Origin of the sequence: Micromonospora sp. NPDC047074 (assembly GCF_040643815.1) — a bacterium.
GTDB lineage: Bacteria > Actinomycetota > Actinomycetes > Mycobacteriales > Micromonosporaceae > Micromonospora.
Genome location: NZ_JBEYVB010000021.1, coordinates 46,531 through 63,557 on the forward strand (window position 1 = coordinate 46,531; position 17,027 = coordinate 63,557).

The window sequence follows — 17,027 nt, forward strand, 5'->3', positions numbered from 1 at the left end:
TACGGTCGCCCTCCTCGCACAGTCATGAGATCCCCAGTTCGCTGTCGATGAGAGCGAAGACCTCGTCGTCGGTCGCGGATTCGATGTCGTTCCCGGTGGCTGCCGGCTCGCCGCCGAGCTTCGACAGCACGTCGCGCAGGCGCAGCGAGAGCCGCGTACGGGCCTGCTCGTCGACGTCCGGCAGGGCCGCCTCGAGGCGGTCGAGTTCGGCGAACGCGGCCAGTACCGCGTTGGCGCCACCCGTCTCGCCGGCGAGTTCGGCCCGCAGGTGCGCGGCGAGGGCGTTCGACGTCGGGTGGTCGAACACCAGCGTCGCGGAGAGCCGCAGCCCGGTCGCCGCGCTCACCCGGTTGCGCAGCTCGACGGCGGTGAGCGAGTCGAAGCCCAGCTCGCTGAACGGCCGGTCGGCGGCGACGGCCCCCGGGTCCGGGTACGCCAGCACGCCCGCCACCTGGGTACGTACCAGGTCGAGCAGGATGGCCCCGGCCTCCTCGGCGTCGCGGCCGGCGAGCCGCTGCCGCAGCGCGTCGGCCGCGCCCGCGTCGGCGTCGGCCGCCCGCCGGGCGGGCACCCGGACCAGGCCGCGCAGCAGCGGCGGCACCATGCCCGCGACGGCGCGGTCCCGCAGGGCCCGGTGGTCGAGCCGGATGGGCGCCACCATGCCCTGGGCGTGCAGCGCCGCGTCGAACAGGGCCAGCGCCTCGTCGACGGTGAGCGCGCCGACGCCCGAGCGCGACATGCGCCGCAGGTCGGCCTCGGTCAACTGCTCGGCCATGCCCGCCTGCTCCCAGCGGCCCCAGGCCAGCGACACGGCCGGCTGCCCGTTCGCCCGCCGGTGCTGGGCGAGCGCGTCCAGGTAGGCGTTGCCGGCGGCGTAGTTGCCCTGGCCGGGCCCGCCGAGCACGCCGGAGGCCGAGGAGAACAGGACGAACGCGGTCAGGTCCCCGGTCAGCTCGTGCAGGTTCGTCGCGGCGTCGACCTTGGGCCGCAGCACCCGGTCGACCCGCTCCGGGGTCAGCGAGGAGATGACGCCGTCGTCCACGACGCCCGCCGTGTGCACCACCCCGCGCACCGGGTGCGCGGCGAGCAGCGCGGCGAGCGCGTCGCGGTCGGCGACGTCGCACGCGGCGACGGTGACCTCGGCCCCGAGGGCGACGAGTTCGTCGCGCAGCTCGGTCGCGCCCTCGGCGGCGGGGCCGCTGCGGCTGGCCAGGACCAGCTCGCGGACCCCGTGCCGGGTGACCAGGTGCCGGGCGACGAGCCGACCGAGCACGCCGGTGGCGCCCGTGACCAGGACGGCCCCCTCGAAGGCGGTCGCCCCGGCGTCGGCGGTGACGCCGGCCCGCGCCAGGCGGGGCACCAGGAGCCCGGTGCCACGGACGGCGAGTTGCGGCTCGTCGCTGCCGAGCGCGGCGGGCAGCCCGGGGTCGGTGTCCTGGTCGACGTCGACCAGGACGAACCGGTCGCCGTGTTCGGACTGCGCGGAGCGGATCAGGCCCCAGACCGCGGCCCCGGCGAGGTCGGTGACGTCGGCGTCGGGACGGGTGGCCACCGCGCCGCTGGTCAGCACGGCCAGCCGGGAGGTGGCGAACCGCTCGTCGGCGAGCCACTGCTGCGCGAGGGCGAGCGTCTGGTGGGTGGCCGCCCGGGCCCGTACGTCCTCCGCCGGACCCCGGTCCGGGAGGCACCGCGCCAGCACCACCTCGGGCACCGCGGCGCCGGCCTCGACGGCCGCGCCGAGGGCCGCCAGGTCGGGGTACGCGGTCGCGTCGAGGCCGTCGATCCCGGCCCCGAGCACCGCGACCGTACGCGGCCGGGGCGGCTCGGTCACGGGCGTCCACTCCAGGTGCAGCAGCGACTCGTGGCGGTCGCGGCGCAGGGCGGCGAGCTGGTCCGGCGACACCGGGCGCACCGCCAGCGCCTCGACCGAGGCCACCGGGGCACCCGTCGCGTCGGCGAGGGTGATCGCCGCCGGGCCGTCGCCCGAGGAGATCCGGGCCCGCAGCCGGGTGGCACCCGCCGTGTGCAGGGTGACCCCGCGCCACGAGAACGGCAGCACCACCTCGCCGTCGCCGGTCGCCGCCGCCGCGTGCAGGGCGGCGTCCAGCAGCGCCGGGTGCAGGCCGAAGCGGCCGGCGTCGTCGTGCGCCTGCTCCGGCAGGGTGATCTCCGCGAACACCTCGTCCCCGCGCCGCCACGCCGCGGTCAGGCCCTGGAAGACCGGGCCGTAGCGCAGGCCGCGCGCGAACAGGTCGTCGTACGTCGTGGACACGTCGACCGGTTCCGCGTCCGGGGGCCAGGCCCGCAGGTCGGCACCGGCCGTCCCGACCGGGGTGAGCCGGCCCGTCGCGTGGGCCGTCCACCCGTCCTCGTTCTCGACCCGCGAGTGGACGCTGACGTCCCGGCCGCCGTCCGGCGCCGGTCCGCCCACCGTCACCCGCACCTGGACGCCGCCGGCCTCCGGCAGCACCAGCGGCGCCTCAAGCGTCAGTTCCTCGACCCGGGGGCAGCCGACCTCGCCGCCGGCGTACGCCGACAACTCGACGAGCGCGGCGCCGGGCAGCAGCACCAGGTCCGCGACCGCGTGGTCGGCGAGCCACGGGTGGGTGGTGAGCGCGAGCCGGCCGGTGAACACCGCGCCGCCGTCCGGCAGCTCGACCGCCGCGCCCAGCAGCGGGTGGTTCGTCCGCGTCTGGCCCAGCCCGCTCGCGTCGCCGGTGCCGGCGCCCGCCCGCGGCCAGTACGTCTGGTGCTGGAAGGCGGAGGTGGGCAGCTCCACCGTCCGGCCCGGCGCCACCGCCGACCAGTCGATGCGCGCGCCGCGTACGGCGAGCCGGGCGAACGCGGCGGCCACGGTGTCCGGCTCGGCGCGGCCCTTGCGGCAGACCGGGATCCAGGTGCCCTCGGCCACGTTCCGGCCGAGCGCGGTGAGCACCGCGTCGGGGCCGATCTCCAGGAAGGTGGTCGCCCCGGACGCGGCCAGCGCGGTGACCGCGTCGGCGAACCGGACGGGTTCGCGCACCTGCCGCACCCAGTAGTCGGTGTCGAGGGTGGTCACTCCGCCCGTCACCGTCGAGATCAGCGCGATGGCCGGCTCCCGGCACTCCACCTGGGCCACGACCGCGCGGTAGTCGTCGAGCATCGGGTCCATCAGCGGCGAGTGGAACGCGTGTGACACGGTCAGCCGCCGCGCCTTGCGGCCCCGCCCGGTCAGCTGTTCGGCGACGGCGAGCGTGGCGGCCTCCTCGCCGGAGAGCACCACCGACTCCGGCCCGTTCACCGCCGCGATCGCCACCTGGTCCGACAGCTTCGGCACGACGTCCGCCTCCGTGGCCCGCACGGCCACCATCGCCCCACCCGGCGGCAGGGCCTGCATCAACCGGCCGCGCGCCGCCACCACCTTCGCGGCGTCGGCCAGCGACCAGACACCCGCCACGTGCGCGGCGGCCAGCTCACCGATCGAGTGCCCCGCCACGAAGTCCGGCCGCACACCCCACGACTCGAACAACCGGAACAACGCCACCTCGACCGCGAACAACGCCGGCTGCGTCCACCCCGTCTGATGCAACTCCTCCGAGCCCAGCACCTCCCGCAACGGCCGCTCCAGATGCCGGTCCAACTCACCACACACCTCGTCGAACGCCCGCGCGAACACCGGAAAGCCCATCAGCTCCGCCGCCATCCCGACCCGCTGCGCCCCCTGACCGGTGAAGACCATCGCGAGCTTCCCGCCGTCGGCCGTGCCGGTCACGACGTCGTCGCCGAGCAGCACCGCGCGGTGCGCGAACCCGGCCCGCCCGGTGGCCAGGGTGTGCGCGACGTCGACCGGGTGCAGCGTCGGCTCGGCGGCGAGGTGGGCGCGCAGCCGGGGGATCTGCTCCCGCAGCCCTTCCTCGGTGCGCGCGGACAGCAGCAACGGCGTGAACGGGACGTCCGGCGCGTCGACCGGCGGCGCCGGCTCGACCTGCTCCAGCAGTACGTGCGCGTTGGTGCCGCTGATGCCGAAGGACGACACGGCGGCCCGCACCGGGCGGTCGGCGGCGGCGAGCGGCACCGGGGTCGCGGCGACGCGTACCGCGCCGGAGGTCCAGTCGACGTGCGGCGAGGGCTCGTCCACGTGCAGGGTCTGCGGCAGCAGGCCGTGCCGCAGCGCCAGCACCATCTTCATGATGCCGGCCACCCCGGCGGCGGCCTGCGTGTGACCGAGGTTCGACTTGACCGAACCGAGCAGCACCGGTGCCGCGCGCTCCTGGCCGTACGTGGCGAGGACGGCCTGCGCCTCGATCGGGTCGCCCAGGGTCGTGCCCGTGCCGTGTGCCTCGACGACGTCGACCTCGGCGGGCGACAGCCGGGCGTCCGCCAGGGCGGCCCGGATCACCCGCTGCTGGGCCGGCCCGTTCGGCGCGGTCAGCCCGTTGGAGGCGCCGTCGGAGTTCACCGCCGAGCCCCGCACCACGGCGAGCACCGGGTGCCCGTGGCGGCGGGCCTCGGAGAGCCGCTCCACCACCAGCACGCCGACGCCCTCCGAGAGCGAGGTGCCGTCGGCGGCGCCCGCGAACGACTTGCACCGCCCGTCGGGGGCGAGGTTGCGCTGCCGGGAGAACTCCAGGAAGGTGCCCGGCGTCGACATCACCGACACGCCCCCGGCGAGCGCGAGGGAGCACTCCCCGTTGCGCAGCGCGGAGACGGCGAGGTGCAGGGCGACCAGCGACGACGAGCAGGCGGTGTCGACGGTCATCGTCGGGCCCTCCAGCCCGAGCGAGTACGAGATCCGGCCGGAGATCACCCCGCCGGAGTTTCCGGTGGACAGGAACCCGTCGACGGACTCGGCGGAGGCGCTCAGCACGTTGCCGTAGTCGTTGTACATGACGCCCGCGTACACGCCGGTCCGGCTGCCGCGCAGCGAGGTCGGGTCGATCCCGGCCCGCTCCAGCGCCTCCCACGACGTCTCCAGCAACAGCCGCTGCTGCGGGTCCATCGCCAGCGCCTCGCGCGGCGAGATGCCGAAGAAGCCGGGGTCGAAGCTGGCCGCGTCGTAGAGGAACCCGCCCTGGTCGACGTAGCTGGTGCCCGGGTTGGCCGGGTCGGGGTCGAACAGGGTGTCGAGCTGCCATCCCCGGTCGGTGGGGAACGGTCCGATCGCGTCGCCGCCGCCGGCGAGCAGCCGCCACAGGTCCTCCGGGGTGCGCACGCCGCCGGGGAAGCGGCACGCCATCCCCACGATCACGATCGGCTCGTGGTCGTGCCGGGCCACCGCGACGTCCGTCGTCGCCGTCCGCCCGCCGCCCAGCTGCTCCACCAGGTGCCCGGCCAGCAGTTCCGGCGTCGGGTAGTCGAACACCAGCGTCGCCGGCAGCCGCAGCCCGGTCGTCGCGTTGAGCTGGTTGCGCAGGTCGAGCGCGGTGAGCGAGTCGAAGCCGAGTTCCTTGAAGGCGCGGCCCGCCGGCAGCCGGTCCGCCCGGGCGTAGCCGAGCACGGACGCGACCCGGGTGAGGACCACCTCCAGCACCACCTCGGTACGGCGCTCGGCGGGCACGTCGGCCAGCCGCTGGGCCAGCGACGAGCCGCCCACCGCCCGGCGGGCCGGGGCGCGGACGAGGCCGCGCAGCAGCTCCGGCGGCTCGCGGTCGCCCCGGCCGAACACGGCGAGGTCGATCGGCACCGGCGCCAGCACCGTGTCGGCCGACCGCAGCGCGGCGTCGAACAGCGCCAGGCCGTCCTTGCTGGACAGCTCTCCCATGCCGGTACGCGCCATCCGGCTCAACTGCGCGCCGCCCACGTCGGCGGTCATCTCGCTGCGCTCGGCCCACAGCCCCCAGGCGAGCGAGTGGGCCGGCAGGCCCGCCGCCCGGCGCTGCTCCGCGAGGGCGTCGAGCAGCGCGTTCGCGGCCGCGTACGCGCCCTGGCCGGGGCTGCCGAAGATGCCCGCGGCCGAGGAGAACAGCACGAAGGCGGTGACGTCGCCGGCCAGCTCGTGCAGGTGCCAGGCCGCGTCCACCTTGGGGCGCAGCACCTGGGCGATCTGGTCGGGGGTGAGCGTGGCGATGGTGGCGTCGGCCATCACCCCGGCGGTGTGCACGACGCCGGTGACCGGGTGTGCCGCCAGCAACGCCGCGACCTGCTCGCGGTCCGCCGCGTCGCAGGACGCCACCGTCACCGTCGCGCCCAGTTCCGTGAGTTCGTCGCGCAGCTCGACCGCGCCGGCGGCGGCCAGGCCACGGCGGCTGGTCAGCACGAGGTCGCGTACCCCGTGCTCGGTGACCAGGTGGCGGGCGACCAGCGCGCCGAGGGTCCCGGTGCCGCCGGTGACGAGCACCCGGCTGTCCGGGCCGAACACCGCCGGCCCGGTGACGCCTGCGTCCGGAACCCGGGCCAGGCGGGGCGCGCTCACCGCGCCGTCGCGGATGGTGAGCACCGGCTCGCCGGTGGCCAGCGCCCCGGCCACCAGGTCGGCCGCCGTGTCGTCGGCCTCCAGCAGGACGATCCGCTCCGGGTTCTCCGCCTGCGCGGAGCGGACCAGGCCGTGCACCGCAGCCCCGGCCAGGTCGCCCGGGCGGGTCACCACGACGAGCCTGGTCTCGGCCAGGTCCGGTGCGGCGAGCCACTGCTGGATGGTGGTCAGCGCGTACGCCGTGAGTTCGGAAGCCGCGGCGACGCCGGGTGCGGCGGAGAAGCACGGCAGGAACAGCGTGTCGGCCGTCGCGTCGGCCAGCGCCACCGGCGGCGCGTCGAAGACCGGGGCCTCGCCCACGGTCTGCCAGTCGCCACGGTCGGCCCGGCCGACGGCCAACGGCGTCCGCTCCAGCCGGAACAGCGACTCGACGAAGCCGCTGCGCCCGCGCAGCGCCTGCGCGGCCACGGGGCGCACGGTGAGCGCCGCCACGGTGGCGACCGGGTCGCCGGCGTGGTCCGCGACGGACAGGGCGACGCTGTCCGCGCCCTTCCTGGTGAGCCGGACCCGCAGGCTCGTCGCGCCCGTCCCGTGCAGCGTCACGCCGCTCCAGGCGAACGGCAGCCGCGCGGTGCCGTCCCCGACCTCCCCGGCGAGGGCGTGCAGGGCGGCGTCGAGCAGCGCCGGGTGCAGCCCGAAGCCGTCGGTGTCGGCGCCCTCCGGCAGGGACACCTCGGCGAACGTCTCGTCGCCCCGCTGCCACGCGGCCCGCAGTCCCTGGAACACCGGACCGTACTGGAGACCCAGGCCGGCGAGCCGGTCGTACAGGTCGGCGAGGTCGACCGCCCGCGCGTCGGCGGGCGGCCACTCGGCGAGCCGCTCCCCCGCCGGCGTGCCGGCGGCGAGGACACCGGTGGCGTGCCGGGTCCACATGCCCACCGTCGCCTCGGTGTCGGTCTGCCCGTAGACGCCCAGCGTCCGGCGGCCGTGCTCGTCCGGCGCCTCCACGGTGATCCGCAGGGCCACCCCGCCCTGCGCCGGCAGGACGAGCGGGGTGGTGAGGGTGAGTTCCTCGACGGCCGGGCAGCCGACCTCGTCACCGGCGCGGACGGCGAGTTCGACGAGCGCCGTGCCGGGCAGCAGGACGGTGTCCAGGACGGCGTGGTCGGCCAGCCACGGGTGCGTATCCAGGCTGATCCGGCCGGCGAGCACGACGATGTCCTGATCCGGGACGGTGAGCGCGGCCCCGAGCAGCGGGTGGTCGACGACGTCGACGCCGAGGCCCCGGGCGTCCACGGCGGACGCCGCGGCGAGCTGCCAGTACCGCTGGTGCTGGAACGCGTACGTCGGCAGCGGGGCCCCGACGCCGTGGGCGTGCCGGGACCAGTCGACGGCGACGCCACGGACGTGCGCCTCGGCCAGCGAGAGCAGGAAGCGCGACAGGCCGCCCTCGTCCCGCCGCAGCGACCCGACGAGCGCGGCCGGGGCGTCGGCGCGGTCCAGGATCTCCCGCACGCCCATGCCGAGCACGGGGTGCGGGCTGATCTCCACGAGGACGTCGTGCCCGTCGGCGAGCAGGCGGTCGATCGCCTCCTCGAACCGGACCGTGCCGCGCAGGTTGGCGTACCAGTACCCGGCGTCGAGCGTCGAGGTGTCGGCGACCTCGCCGGTGAGCGTGGAGTAGAACGGCACGTCGGCGCCGCGCGGCCGGACGTCGGCGAGGACGCCCAGCAGCTCGTCCCGGATGGCCTCCACCTGCGCGGAGTGCGAGGCGTAGTCCACCGGGATCATCCGCATCCGGACACCGTCGGCCTCGCAGGCGGCCAGCAGCTCCTGCAGGGCCTCGGGCTCGCCGGAGACGACGGTGGCGGCGGGCCCGTTGACCGCCGCGACCGAGATCCGGTCACCCCACCGGGCGAGCCGCGCCTGGACGTCCGATCGCGCCGCCGCCACCGAGGCCATGCCGCCGCGCCCCGCCAGCCCGGCGGCGATCGCCCGGCTGCGCAACGCGACCACGCGGGCGCCGTCGTCGAGGGAGAGCGCACCGGCGACGACGGCGGCGGCGATCTCGCCCTGCGAGTGCCCCACCACAGCGGCGGGGGCCACGCCGTACGACCGCCACAGCGCCGCGAGCGACACCATCACGGCGAACAGCACCGGCTGCACCACGTCCACCCGGTCGAGCGACGGCGCGCCGGGCACGCCCCGGACGACGTCGAGCAGCGACCAGTCGGTGAACGCGTCGACAGCCTTCGCGCACTCGTCCATCCGGGCGGCGAAGACCTCGGCGGTGTCCATCAGCTCGACGGCCATGCCGACCCACTGCGAGCCCTGGCCGGGGAACATGAAGACGACCCGTGGCTCGGTCTTCAGCGCGGTGCCGGTGGCGACGGTCGCGGCGGGTTCGGCCGCCGCGACGGCAGCCAGGCCGGCCCGCAGGTCGGCGGGGTCCGTGCCGACCACGACCGCCCGGTGCTCGAACCGGGCCCGCGCCGCCAGGGCGGCGGCGACGTCGGCCGGGGCGGCGGGGTGCTGGTCGAGGTGGGCGAGCAGCCGGGCCGCCTGGTCGCGGCGGGCGTCGGGCGTACGGCCGGACAGCACCCACGGCACCGGGCCGCTCACCTCAGCCTCGGGCTGCGCGGCCTCGGGTGCGGGCGGCTCCTCCAGAATCACGTGGCTGTTGGTGCCGCTCACCCCGAAGGACGACACGGCGGCGCGGGACGGCTCGGCGCCCCGGGGCCAGGCGACGGCCTCGGTCAGCAGGGAGACCGCGCCCTCCGTCCAGTCGACCTGGTCGCTCGGGGCGTCCACGTGCAGCGTCTTCGGCAGCAGCCGGTGCCGCATGGCGAGCACCATCTTGATGATCCCGCCGACGCCGGCGGCGGCCTGGGTGTGGCCGATGTTCGACTTGATCGAGCCGAGCCACAGCGGCCGGTCCCGGTCCTGGCCGTAGGTGGCGAGGATGGCCTGCGCCTCGATGGGGTCGCCCAGGGTGGTGCCGGTGCCGTGCGCCTCGACCACGTCGACCTGGTTGGCCGACAGCCGCGCGTTGGACAGCGCGGCCCGGATCACCCGCCGCTGCGCCGGACCGTTCGGGGCGGTCAGGCCGTTGGAGGCGCCGTCCTGGTTGACCGCCGAGCCACGGACGACGGCGAGCACCGGGTGCCCGTTGCGCCGGGCGTCGGAGAGCCGCTCCACGACCAGCATGCCGGCGCCCTCGCCGAAGCCGGTGCCGTCGGCGGCGGCGGCGAACGACTTGCACCGGCCGTCCGGCGACAGCCCGCGCTGCTGGGAGAAGCCGACGTAGGTGGCGGGGGTCGCCATCACGGTGGCCCCGCCGGCCAGCGCGAGCGAGCACTCGCCGTTGCGCAGCGCCTGCACGGCCATGTGCAGGGCGACAAGCGACGACGAGCACGCGGTGTCGACGGTGACGGCCGGCCCCTCCAGGCCGAAGCTGTACGCGACCCGGCCCGACACGATCGAGCCGGTGGCGGTGCTCTCCGGGTAGTCGTGGTACATCACGCCGGCGAAGACACCGGTGTCGCTGCCGGCCAGCCCGGTGGGGTCGATGCCGGCGCTCTCGAACGCCTCCCACGAGACCTCCAGCAGCAGCCGCTGCTGCGGGTCCATCGTCAGCGCCTCACGCGGGCTGATCCCGAAGAACTCCGGGTCGAACTCCGCCGCGTCGTGCAGGAAACCACCCTCCCGCGTGTACGACTTCCCCGCCACCCCCGGCGTCGGGTCGTACAACTCCGCCACGTTCCAACCCCGGTCCGTGGGGAAGGTGGAGATCCCGTCCCCACCGGCGGCGACCAGGTCCCACAGGTCGTCCGGGGTCCGCACCCCGCCGGGATAGCGGCAGGCCATGCCGACGATGGCGATCGGCTCACGCAGCACCGAGTCCAGCTTGCGGTTCTGCTCCCGCAGCCACTCGTTCTCCTTCAGCGAGGCCCGCAGCGCGGTGACGAGCTTCTCCTCCGAGTGGGCCATGTGGTCAGCTCCCCGCTTCCGTCGTCGCGCCGCCGAGGTCGGCGAGCGCCATGCTGATCAGTGCGTCGGCGTCCATGTCGTCGATGGAACTGGCCGGTGCGGCGTCCGGCTCCGCGGTGCCGACCCGCACGCCGCCCAGCTCGAGCAGGCTGTCCATCAGGCCGGCGTCCCGGAGCCGGCTGATGGGGATGGCGAGCAGGATGCGCCGGATCTCGTCCTCGGGCAGCCCGCCGTCGGTGCCGCTGTCCGGGACGAGCCGCTCGTACAGCAACTCGGCGACCGCGCGGGTGTTCGGGTGGTCGAAGGTCAGGGTGGCGGGCAGCCGCAGGCCGGTGGCGGCGTTCAGCCGGTTACGCAGTTCCAGCGCGGCCAGCGAGTCGAATCCCAGCTCGTTGAAGGCGCGGGCGGGGTCGATGCGCTCGGGATCGGAGTGCCCGAGCACCGACGCGACGGTGCCGCGTACCAGCTCCAGCAGCAGGTCGCCGCGCTCCTGGTCGGACATGCCGGCCAGGCGGGTGGCGAGGCCGTTGCCGGCGGACGCCGCCCGCCGCGTCCGGGCCCGGACCAGGCCGCGGTAGATCGCCCCGTCGACCACGTTGAGGTCGAACCCGACGGGCACGAGCACCGGCGCGGCGCAGGTGACCGCGGCGTCGAAGAGCCGGAGGCCCTCGTCGACCGACAGGGCGCGCACGCCGGCCTGGGCCAGCCGCTGCCGCTCCGCGGCGGTCAGCTCACCCGCCATTCCCCCGTCCCACATGCCCCACGCCAGCGACTGCCCGGGCAGGCCGGCGGACCGGCGCCGCACCGCCAGCGCGTCCAGGAACGCGTTGGCCGCGGAGTACGCCGCCTGACCCACGTTGCCGACGACACCCGCCGCCGACGAAAACGTCACGAACGCCGACAGCCCCAGCCCCGCCGTCAGCTCGTGCAGGTGCCACGCCGCGTCCACCTTCGGCGCCAGCACCCGATCGAGCCGCTCCGCCGTCAGCGACGTCAGCAGCCCGTCGTCGACCACACCGGCGACGTGCACCACCGCCGTCAGGGCCCGGCCGGCGACCAGCGCCGCCACCGCGTCCCGATCGGCCACGTCGCACGCCGCCCACTCCACCGAGGCACCCGCCTCCGCCAGCTCCGCCGCCAGCTCCGTGGCGCCCGGCGCGGCCGCGCCCCGACGCGACACCAGCAGCAGGTCGCGCACCCCGTGCGTCGCCACCAGGTGCCGGGCCACCACCGCGCCCAGCGCGCCGGACGCGCCGGAGAGCAGCAGCGGGCCGGTGCCGAAGTCCGCGGGAACCGGATCGGCGGTACGCACCCGGGCCAGCCGGGCGGCGTGCGCGACGCCGTCGCGGACCACGAGTTGGGGCTCGTCGTCGGCGAGCAGCACGTCGCCGTCGACCAGGACGACCCGGTCGGGGTGCTCGGCCTGGACCGAGCGGACGAACCCCCACACGGCGGCGCCCACGAGGTCGGTGACGTCCTCACCGGGCAGGGCCACCGCGCCCCGGGTACGCACGACGAGGCGGCCGTCGGTGGGCTCGGCCAGCCACGCCCTGATCTCGTCGAGCACGCGGTGCAGGGTGGCGCGGACGCCGGCCGGGGTGTCCGTCGGGGCGGGGCCGGGCGGGAACGTGGTCGTGTCGAGCACGGTCACGTCGCCGGCCGGCCCGTCGGCGACCGGCACCGGGGTCCAGGTCAGCTCGTACAGCGAGTCGTGGTGGGCCGGGCGGGCGTCGAGCGCGGCGACCGGACGGGTCTCCAGCCGGCCCACCGACACCACGGGGGCGCCCGTGCCGTCGGTCGCGGTGATCGTCCAGCCGGACTCGACGGGGGCGATCCGGACCCGCAGGGCGGTGGCGTTGGTCGCGTGCAGCACGACCTGCTGCCAGGAGAAGGGGAGCACCGTCGTCCCCGTGCCGGACGGGTCGGCCAGCAGCGGGGCGTGCAGCGCCGCGTCCAGCAGGGCCGGGTGCAACGCGAACCGCTCGTCGGCCTCGGGGAGGGCCACCTCGGCGAACAACTCGTCGTCGCGTCGCCACACCGCCGTGACGCCCCGGAACGCCCGCCCGTACTCGTAGCCCTGGTCCGCGAGCCGCTCGTAGCCGTCGGTCAGGTCGACCGGCTTGGCGTCCACGGGCGGCCACTCGGTCACGGTGTCCGGCGCGGTGGCCGGGTCCGCGGCGACCAGCCCGGTGGCGTGTGCCGTCCAGGTCTCGGCGTGCTCGTCGCGGGAGTGGATCTCGACCCGGCGGCGGCCCTCCGCGTCCGGCTCACCGACCCGCAGGCGCAGCTGCACCGCGCCGTCCTCGGGCAGGATCAGCGGGGCGACGGTGGTCAGCTCGTCCACCACCGGGCAGCCGACCGCGTCCGCGGCGTGGATCGCGAGTTCGACGAGCGCCGCGCCGGGTACGAGCACGGCGCCCGCGACGACGTGCTCCGCGAGCCACGGGTGGGTGCCGGTCGACAGCCGGCCGGTGTAGACGACGCCGTCGAAGTCGGGCAGCGCGACGGCCGCGCCGAGCAGGGGGTGCGCGGTGTCGGCGAGGCCGAGCCGGCTCGCCGCCCCCGCCGCGCTCGCGTTCTCCGCCCAGTACCGCTGGCGCTGGAAGGGGTAGGTGGGCAGTTCGACGGCGCGGGCACCGGCGAACCAGGTGGGCCAGTCGACGGGGAAGCCGAGGGTGTGCAGGGCGGCGACGGCCGTGGTGAGGGTGTGGGTCTCGGGCCGTCCCCGGCGGGCGGTGGGGATGGCGGTGGTGTCACCGGTGGTGGTGGCGAGGACGGTGTCGGGGCCGATCTCGACGAAGGTGCTGGTGTGCTGGGTGCTGGTCAGGGTGGTGACGGCGTCGTGGAACCGGACGGTGTCGCGGACCTGGGTGACCCAGTAGTCGGGGGTGGGGTGGAGCGGCTGGCCGGTGACGGTGGAGACGAGGGGGATGGCGGGTTGGTGGTGCGTGATGGACGCGGCGACGGCCCGGTAGTCGTCGAGCATGGGGTCCATCAGGTGGGAGTGGAAGGCGTGGGAGACGGTGAGTTGTTTGGTGCGGTGTCCGGCGGCGGCGAGTTGCTCGGCGGCGGCGAGGGTCGCGGTCTCGTCGCCGGAGAGGACGAGGTTCGTGGGGGTGTTGACGGCGGCGATGCCGACCCGGTCGTCCAGGTGGGGGGTGACCTGTTCCTCATTGGCCTCGACGGCGACCATGGCGCCGCCGGTGGGCAGCGCCTGCATGAGACGGCCACGGGCGGTGACAAGTTTCGCGGCGTCGGCGAGGGTCCAGACGCCCGCGATGTGGGCGGCGGCGAGTTCGCCGATGGAGTGGCCGGCGAGGGCGTGGGGGCGGATGCCCCAGGATTCGAGGAGTCGGTAGAGGGCGACCTCGAAGGCGAACAGGGCGGGCTGGGTGTAGCCGGTCTGGTGTAGGTCGTCGGTGTCGATGACCTTGCGTAGTGGCTGGTCGAGGTGGGCGTCGAGGGCGGTGCACACCTCGTCGAAGGCGGTGGCGAAGACCGGATAGGCCGCGGCGAGTTCGGCGCCCATGCCGAGTCGTTGCGCGCCCTGTCCCGTGAACAGGAACGCCAACCGCCCTTCGGTGGCCGCCGGGGTCGGCTGCACACCCGCCTCCAGTGCGCGTACCAGCTCCTCGGTGTCGCGGCCCACCACCGCGGCGCGGTGCTCGAACGCGGTCCGCCCGACCGCCAGCGTGAAGCCGACGGCCAGTGCGAACCCGACGTCGTCGGGATCCCGGCCCGCCACCGCGGCGGCCAGGCGCGCGGCCTGGGCCCGTACCGCCTCGGGCGTCCGTCCGGAGAGGACCCACGGGATCACCGGCGGCCGGTCCGCGGGCACCGCCTCGGGGGCGTCCTCCCGCTCGGCCTCCTCGATCACCACGTGTGCGTTCGTGCCGCTGACGCCGAACGAGGAGACGGCGCCGCGTCGGGGGCGTTCGCCGGCCGGCCACGCCACCGGCTCGGTCAGCAGCGACACCGCGCCCGCCGACCAGTTCACCTGCGGCGACGGCTCGTCCACGTGCAGGGTGCGCGGCAGCAGCCCGTGCCGCATGGCGAGGATCATTTTGATCACCCCGGCGACGCCGGCCGCCGCCTGGGTGTGCCCGATGTTCGACTTGATCGAGCCGAGCCAGAGCGGCTGGTCCCGGCCCTGGCCGTAGGTGGACAGGACCGCCTGGGCCTCGATCGGGTCGCCCAGCGTGGTGCCCGTGCCGTGCGCCTCGACCACGTCGACCTGGCTCGCCGACAGCCGCGCGTTGGCCAGCGCGGCCCGGATCACCCGCTGCTGCGACGGCCCGTTCGGGGCTGTCAGGCCGTTCGACGCGCCGTCCTGGTTGACCGCCGTCCCCCGCACCACCGCAAGCACCCGGCGGCCGTGGCGGCGGGCGTCCGACAGGCGCTCGACCACCAGTACGCCGACGCCCTCGGACCAGCCGGTGCCGTCGGCGGCGGCGGCGAACGACTTGCACCGGCCGTCGGGCGACAGGCCCCGCTGCCGGGAGAACTCCACGAACGTCTCCGGCGTCGCCATCACCGTCACGCCACCGGCCAGCGCCAACGCGCACTCGCCGTTGCGCAGCGCCTGGGCGGCGAGGTGCAGGGCGACCAGCGACGACGAGCAGGCCGTGTCGAGCGTGACCGCCGGGCCCTCCAGGCCCAGGGCGTACGCGACCCGGCCCGAGGCGATCGCGCCGGTGGAGCTGTTGCCGGCGTAGTCGTGGTACATCATCCCGGCGAACACGCCGGTGTCACTGCCCCGCAGGGTCACCGGATCGATGCCCGCGCGTTCCAGCGCCTCCCACGACGTCTCCAGCAGCAGCCGCTGCTGCGGGTCCATCGTCAGCGCCTCACGCGGGCTGATCCCGAAGAACTCCGCGTCGAACTCCGCCGCGTCGTGCAGGAAACCACCCTCCCGCGTGTACGACTTCCCCGCCACACCCGGCGTCGGGTCGTACAACTCCGCCACGTTCCAACCCCGGTCCGTCGGAAACGTCGAGATCCCGTCCCCACCGGCGGCGACCAGGTCCCACAGGTCCTCCGGGGTCCGCACCCCGCCCGGGAATCGGCAGGCCATACCCACGATCGCGATGGGCTCGTGCGCCGCCTCCTCCGCGTCACGCAGCTTCCGGCGCGTCTCGCGCAGCTCCGCTGTCGTCCGCTTGAGGTAGTCGAGCAGCTTTTCCTCGTTTTCGGGCATCGACGTCACTCCAAGAGCGGACCGGTGGGGGATCGGGTGCTAGAGCGGGATGTTCCCGTGCGTGCCGCGCCGGCGGACCGGGCCGGTGGCGTCGGCGAACACGGAGACGAGACGGGCGCGGGTGTCCTCGGGACGGACGACCTCGTCGACCACGCCGAGGTCCAACGCACGGTCGAGGCCGCCGGCGACCTGTCGGTGCTCCTCGACGAGTCGCGCGACGAGTTCGGGGCGGCCGGTCTCCTCGGCCGCGGCGATCGTCCTGCGGTGGATGACGCCGACGGCCGCCTCGGCGCCCATCACGGCGACCTCGGCGTCGGGCCACGCCAGCACCGACGTCGCGCCGAGTGCCCGCGAGTTCATCGCGATGTAGGCGCCGCCGTACGACTTGCGGGTGATCAGGGTGACGCGCGGAACGGTGGCCTCGGCGAAGGCGTACAGCAGCTTGGCCCCGCGCCGCACCACCCCGCCCCACTCCTGCGCGACGCCGGGCAGGTAGCCGGGGACGTCGACCACCACGAGCAGCGGTATTCCGAAGCCGTCGCACATGCGCACGAAGCGGGACGCCTTCTCGGCCGAGAGGGAGTCGAGGCAGCCGCCCTTGCGCAGCGGGTTGTTCGCCACCACGCCGACCGTGCCGCCGCCCAGCCGGCCGAAGCCGACCACCATGTTGGCCGCCCACTTCGGCTGGAGTTCCAGCAGGTCCGCGTCGTCGAGCAGCGCGGTCAACAGGGGTCGGACCGGATAGGCACGCACCGGCGACTCGGGCAGCAGCGCGCGCAGGTCCCGCGGGGCGCCGGCCCGGGCGGGGTCGAACGCGCCCGGTCGGGCCAGCAGCGCCACCAGGCGCCGCGTCTGGTGGTAGGCGTCCTCCTCCGAGTCGGCGGGCACGTGCGTCACGCCGGACTTGCGGGCGTGCGCGTCCGGCCCGCCGAGCCCGGCCATGTCGATCTGTTCGCCGGTGACGCTGCGCACCACGTCGGGACCGGTGATGAAGATCCGGCCGGCGGGCGCCTGGATGACGATGTCGGTGAGCGCCGGGCCGTACGCGGCACCGCCCGCCGCCGGCCCCAGCACGACCGAGAGCTGGGGAATCCGGCCGGACGCCCGCACCATCGACGCGAAGATGGCGCCGATGCCGTGCATCGACTCGACGCCGCCCGCGAGCTTCGCGCCGCCGGAGTGCCACAGGCCCACCACCGGTACGCCCTCGGCGAGCGCGAGGTCGATGGCGTCCCGGATGCGCAGGCACTCCGGCAGGCCCAGCGCGCCGCCCTTGACGGTCGCGTCGGTGCAGAAGGTGATCACCTTCTCGCCGGCGATCCGGCCCCGGGCCACGGTGGTCGCGACGTCGTCCGGATCGTGCAGCGGGGTCAGGGTGTCGTGGTCCAGCAGTTGGGACAGCCGGTACCGCGGGGCCCGGGTGTCCCGCTCGCTGATCACCCCCGTCAT

3 protein-coding genes are annotated in these 17,027 nt (G+C 75.5%); all 3 read right to left on the bottom strand.

Annotated elements, in window-relative coordinates:
- Positions 1-22: 22 nt before the first annotated feature.
- Genes ABZ809_RS22780 through ABZ809_RS22790 form a run of 3 tightly spaced genes read right to left on the bottom strand, consistent with a single transcriptional unit; the run spans position 23 to position 17,027 of the window.
- Entirely contained in the window at positions 23-10,381 is a 10,359-nt protein-coding gene (locus ABZ809_RS22780; protein WP_357564592.1) for a type I polyketide synthase, read from the bottom strand.
- A gap of 4 nt (positions 10,382-10,385) precedes the next feature.
- Entirely contained in the window at positions 10,386-15,578 is a 5,193-nt protein-coding gene (locus ABZ809_RS22785) for a type I polyketide synthase (RefSeq protein ID WP_357564593.1), read from the bottom strand.
- Positions 15,579-15,617: 39 nt separating this feature from the next.
- A complete protein-coding gene (locus ABZ809_RS22790; protein ID WP_357564594.1) occupies positions 15,618-17,027 on the bottom strand; it encodes a carboxyl transferase domain-containing protein in 1,410 nt (469 codons plus the stop codon).

Excerpts from the sequence above, each read along its gene's own strand:
- ABZ809_RS22790 (WP_357564594.1), bottom strand. The coding sequence starts at position 17,027 with ATGACGGGGGTGATCAGCGAGCGGGACACCCGGGCCCCGCGGTACCGG.
- ABZ809_RS22785 (WP_357564593.1), bottom strand. The coding sequence starts at position 15,578 with ATGCCCGAAAACGAGGAAAAGCTGCTCGACTACCTCAAGCGGACGACA.
- ABZ809_RS22780 (WP_357564592.1), bottom strand. The coding sequence starts at position 10,381 with ATGGCCCACTCGGAGGAGAAGCTCGTCACCGCGCTGCGGGCCTCGCTG.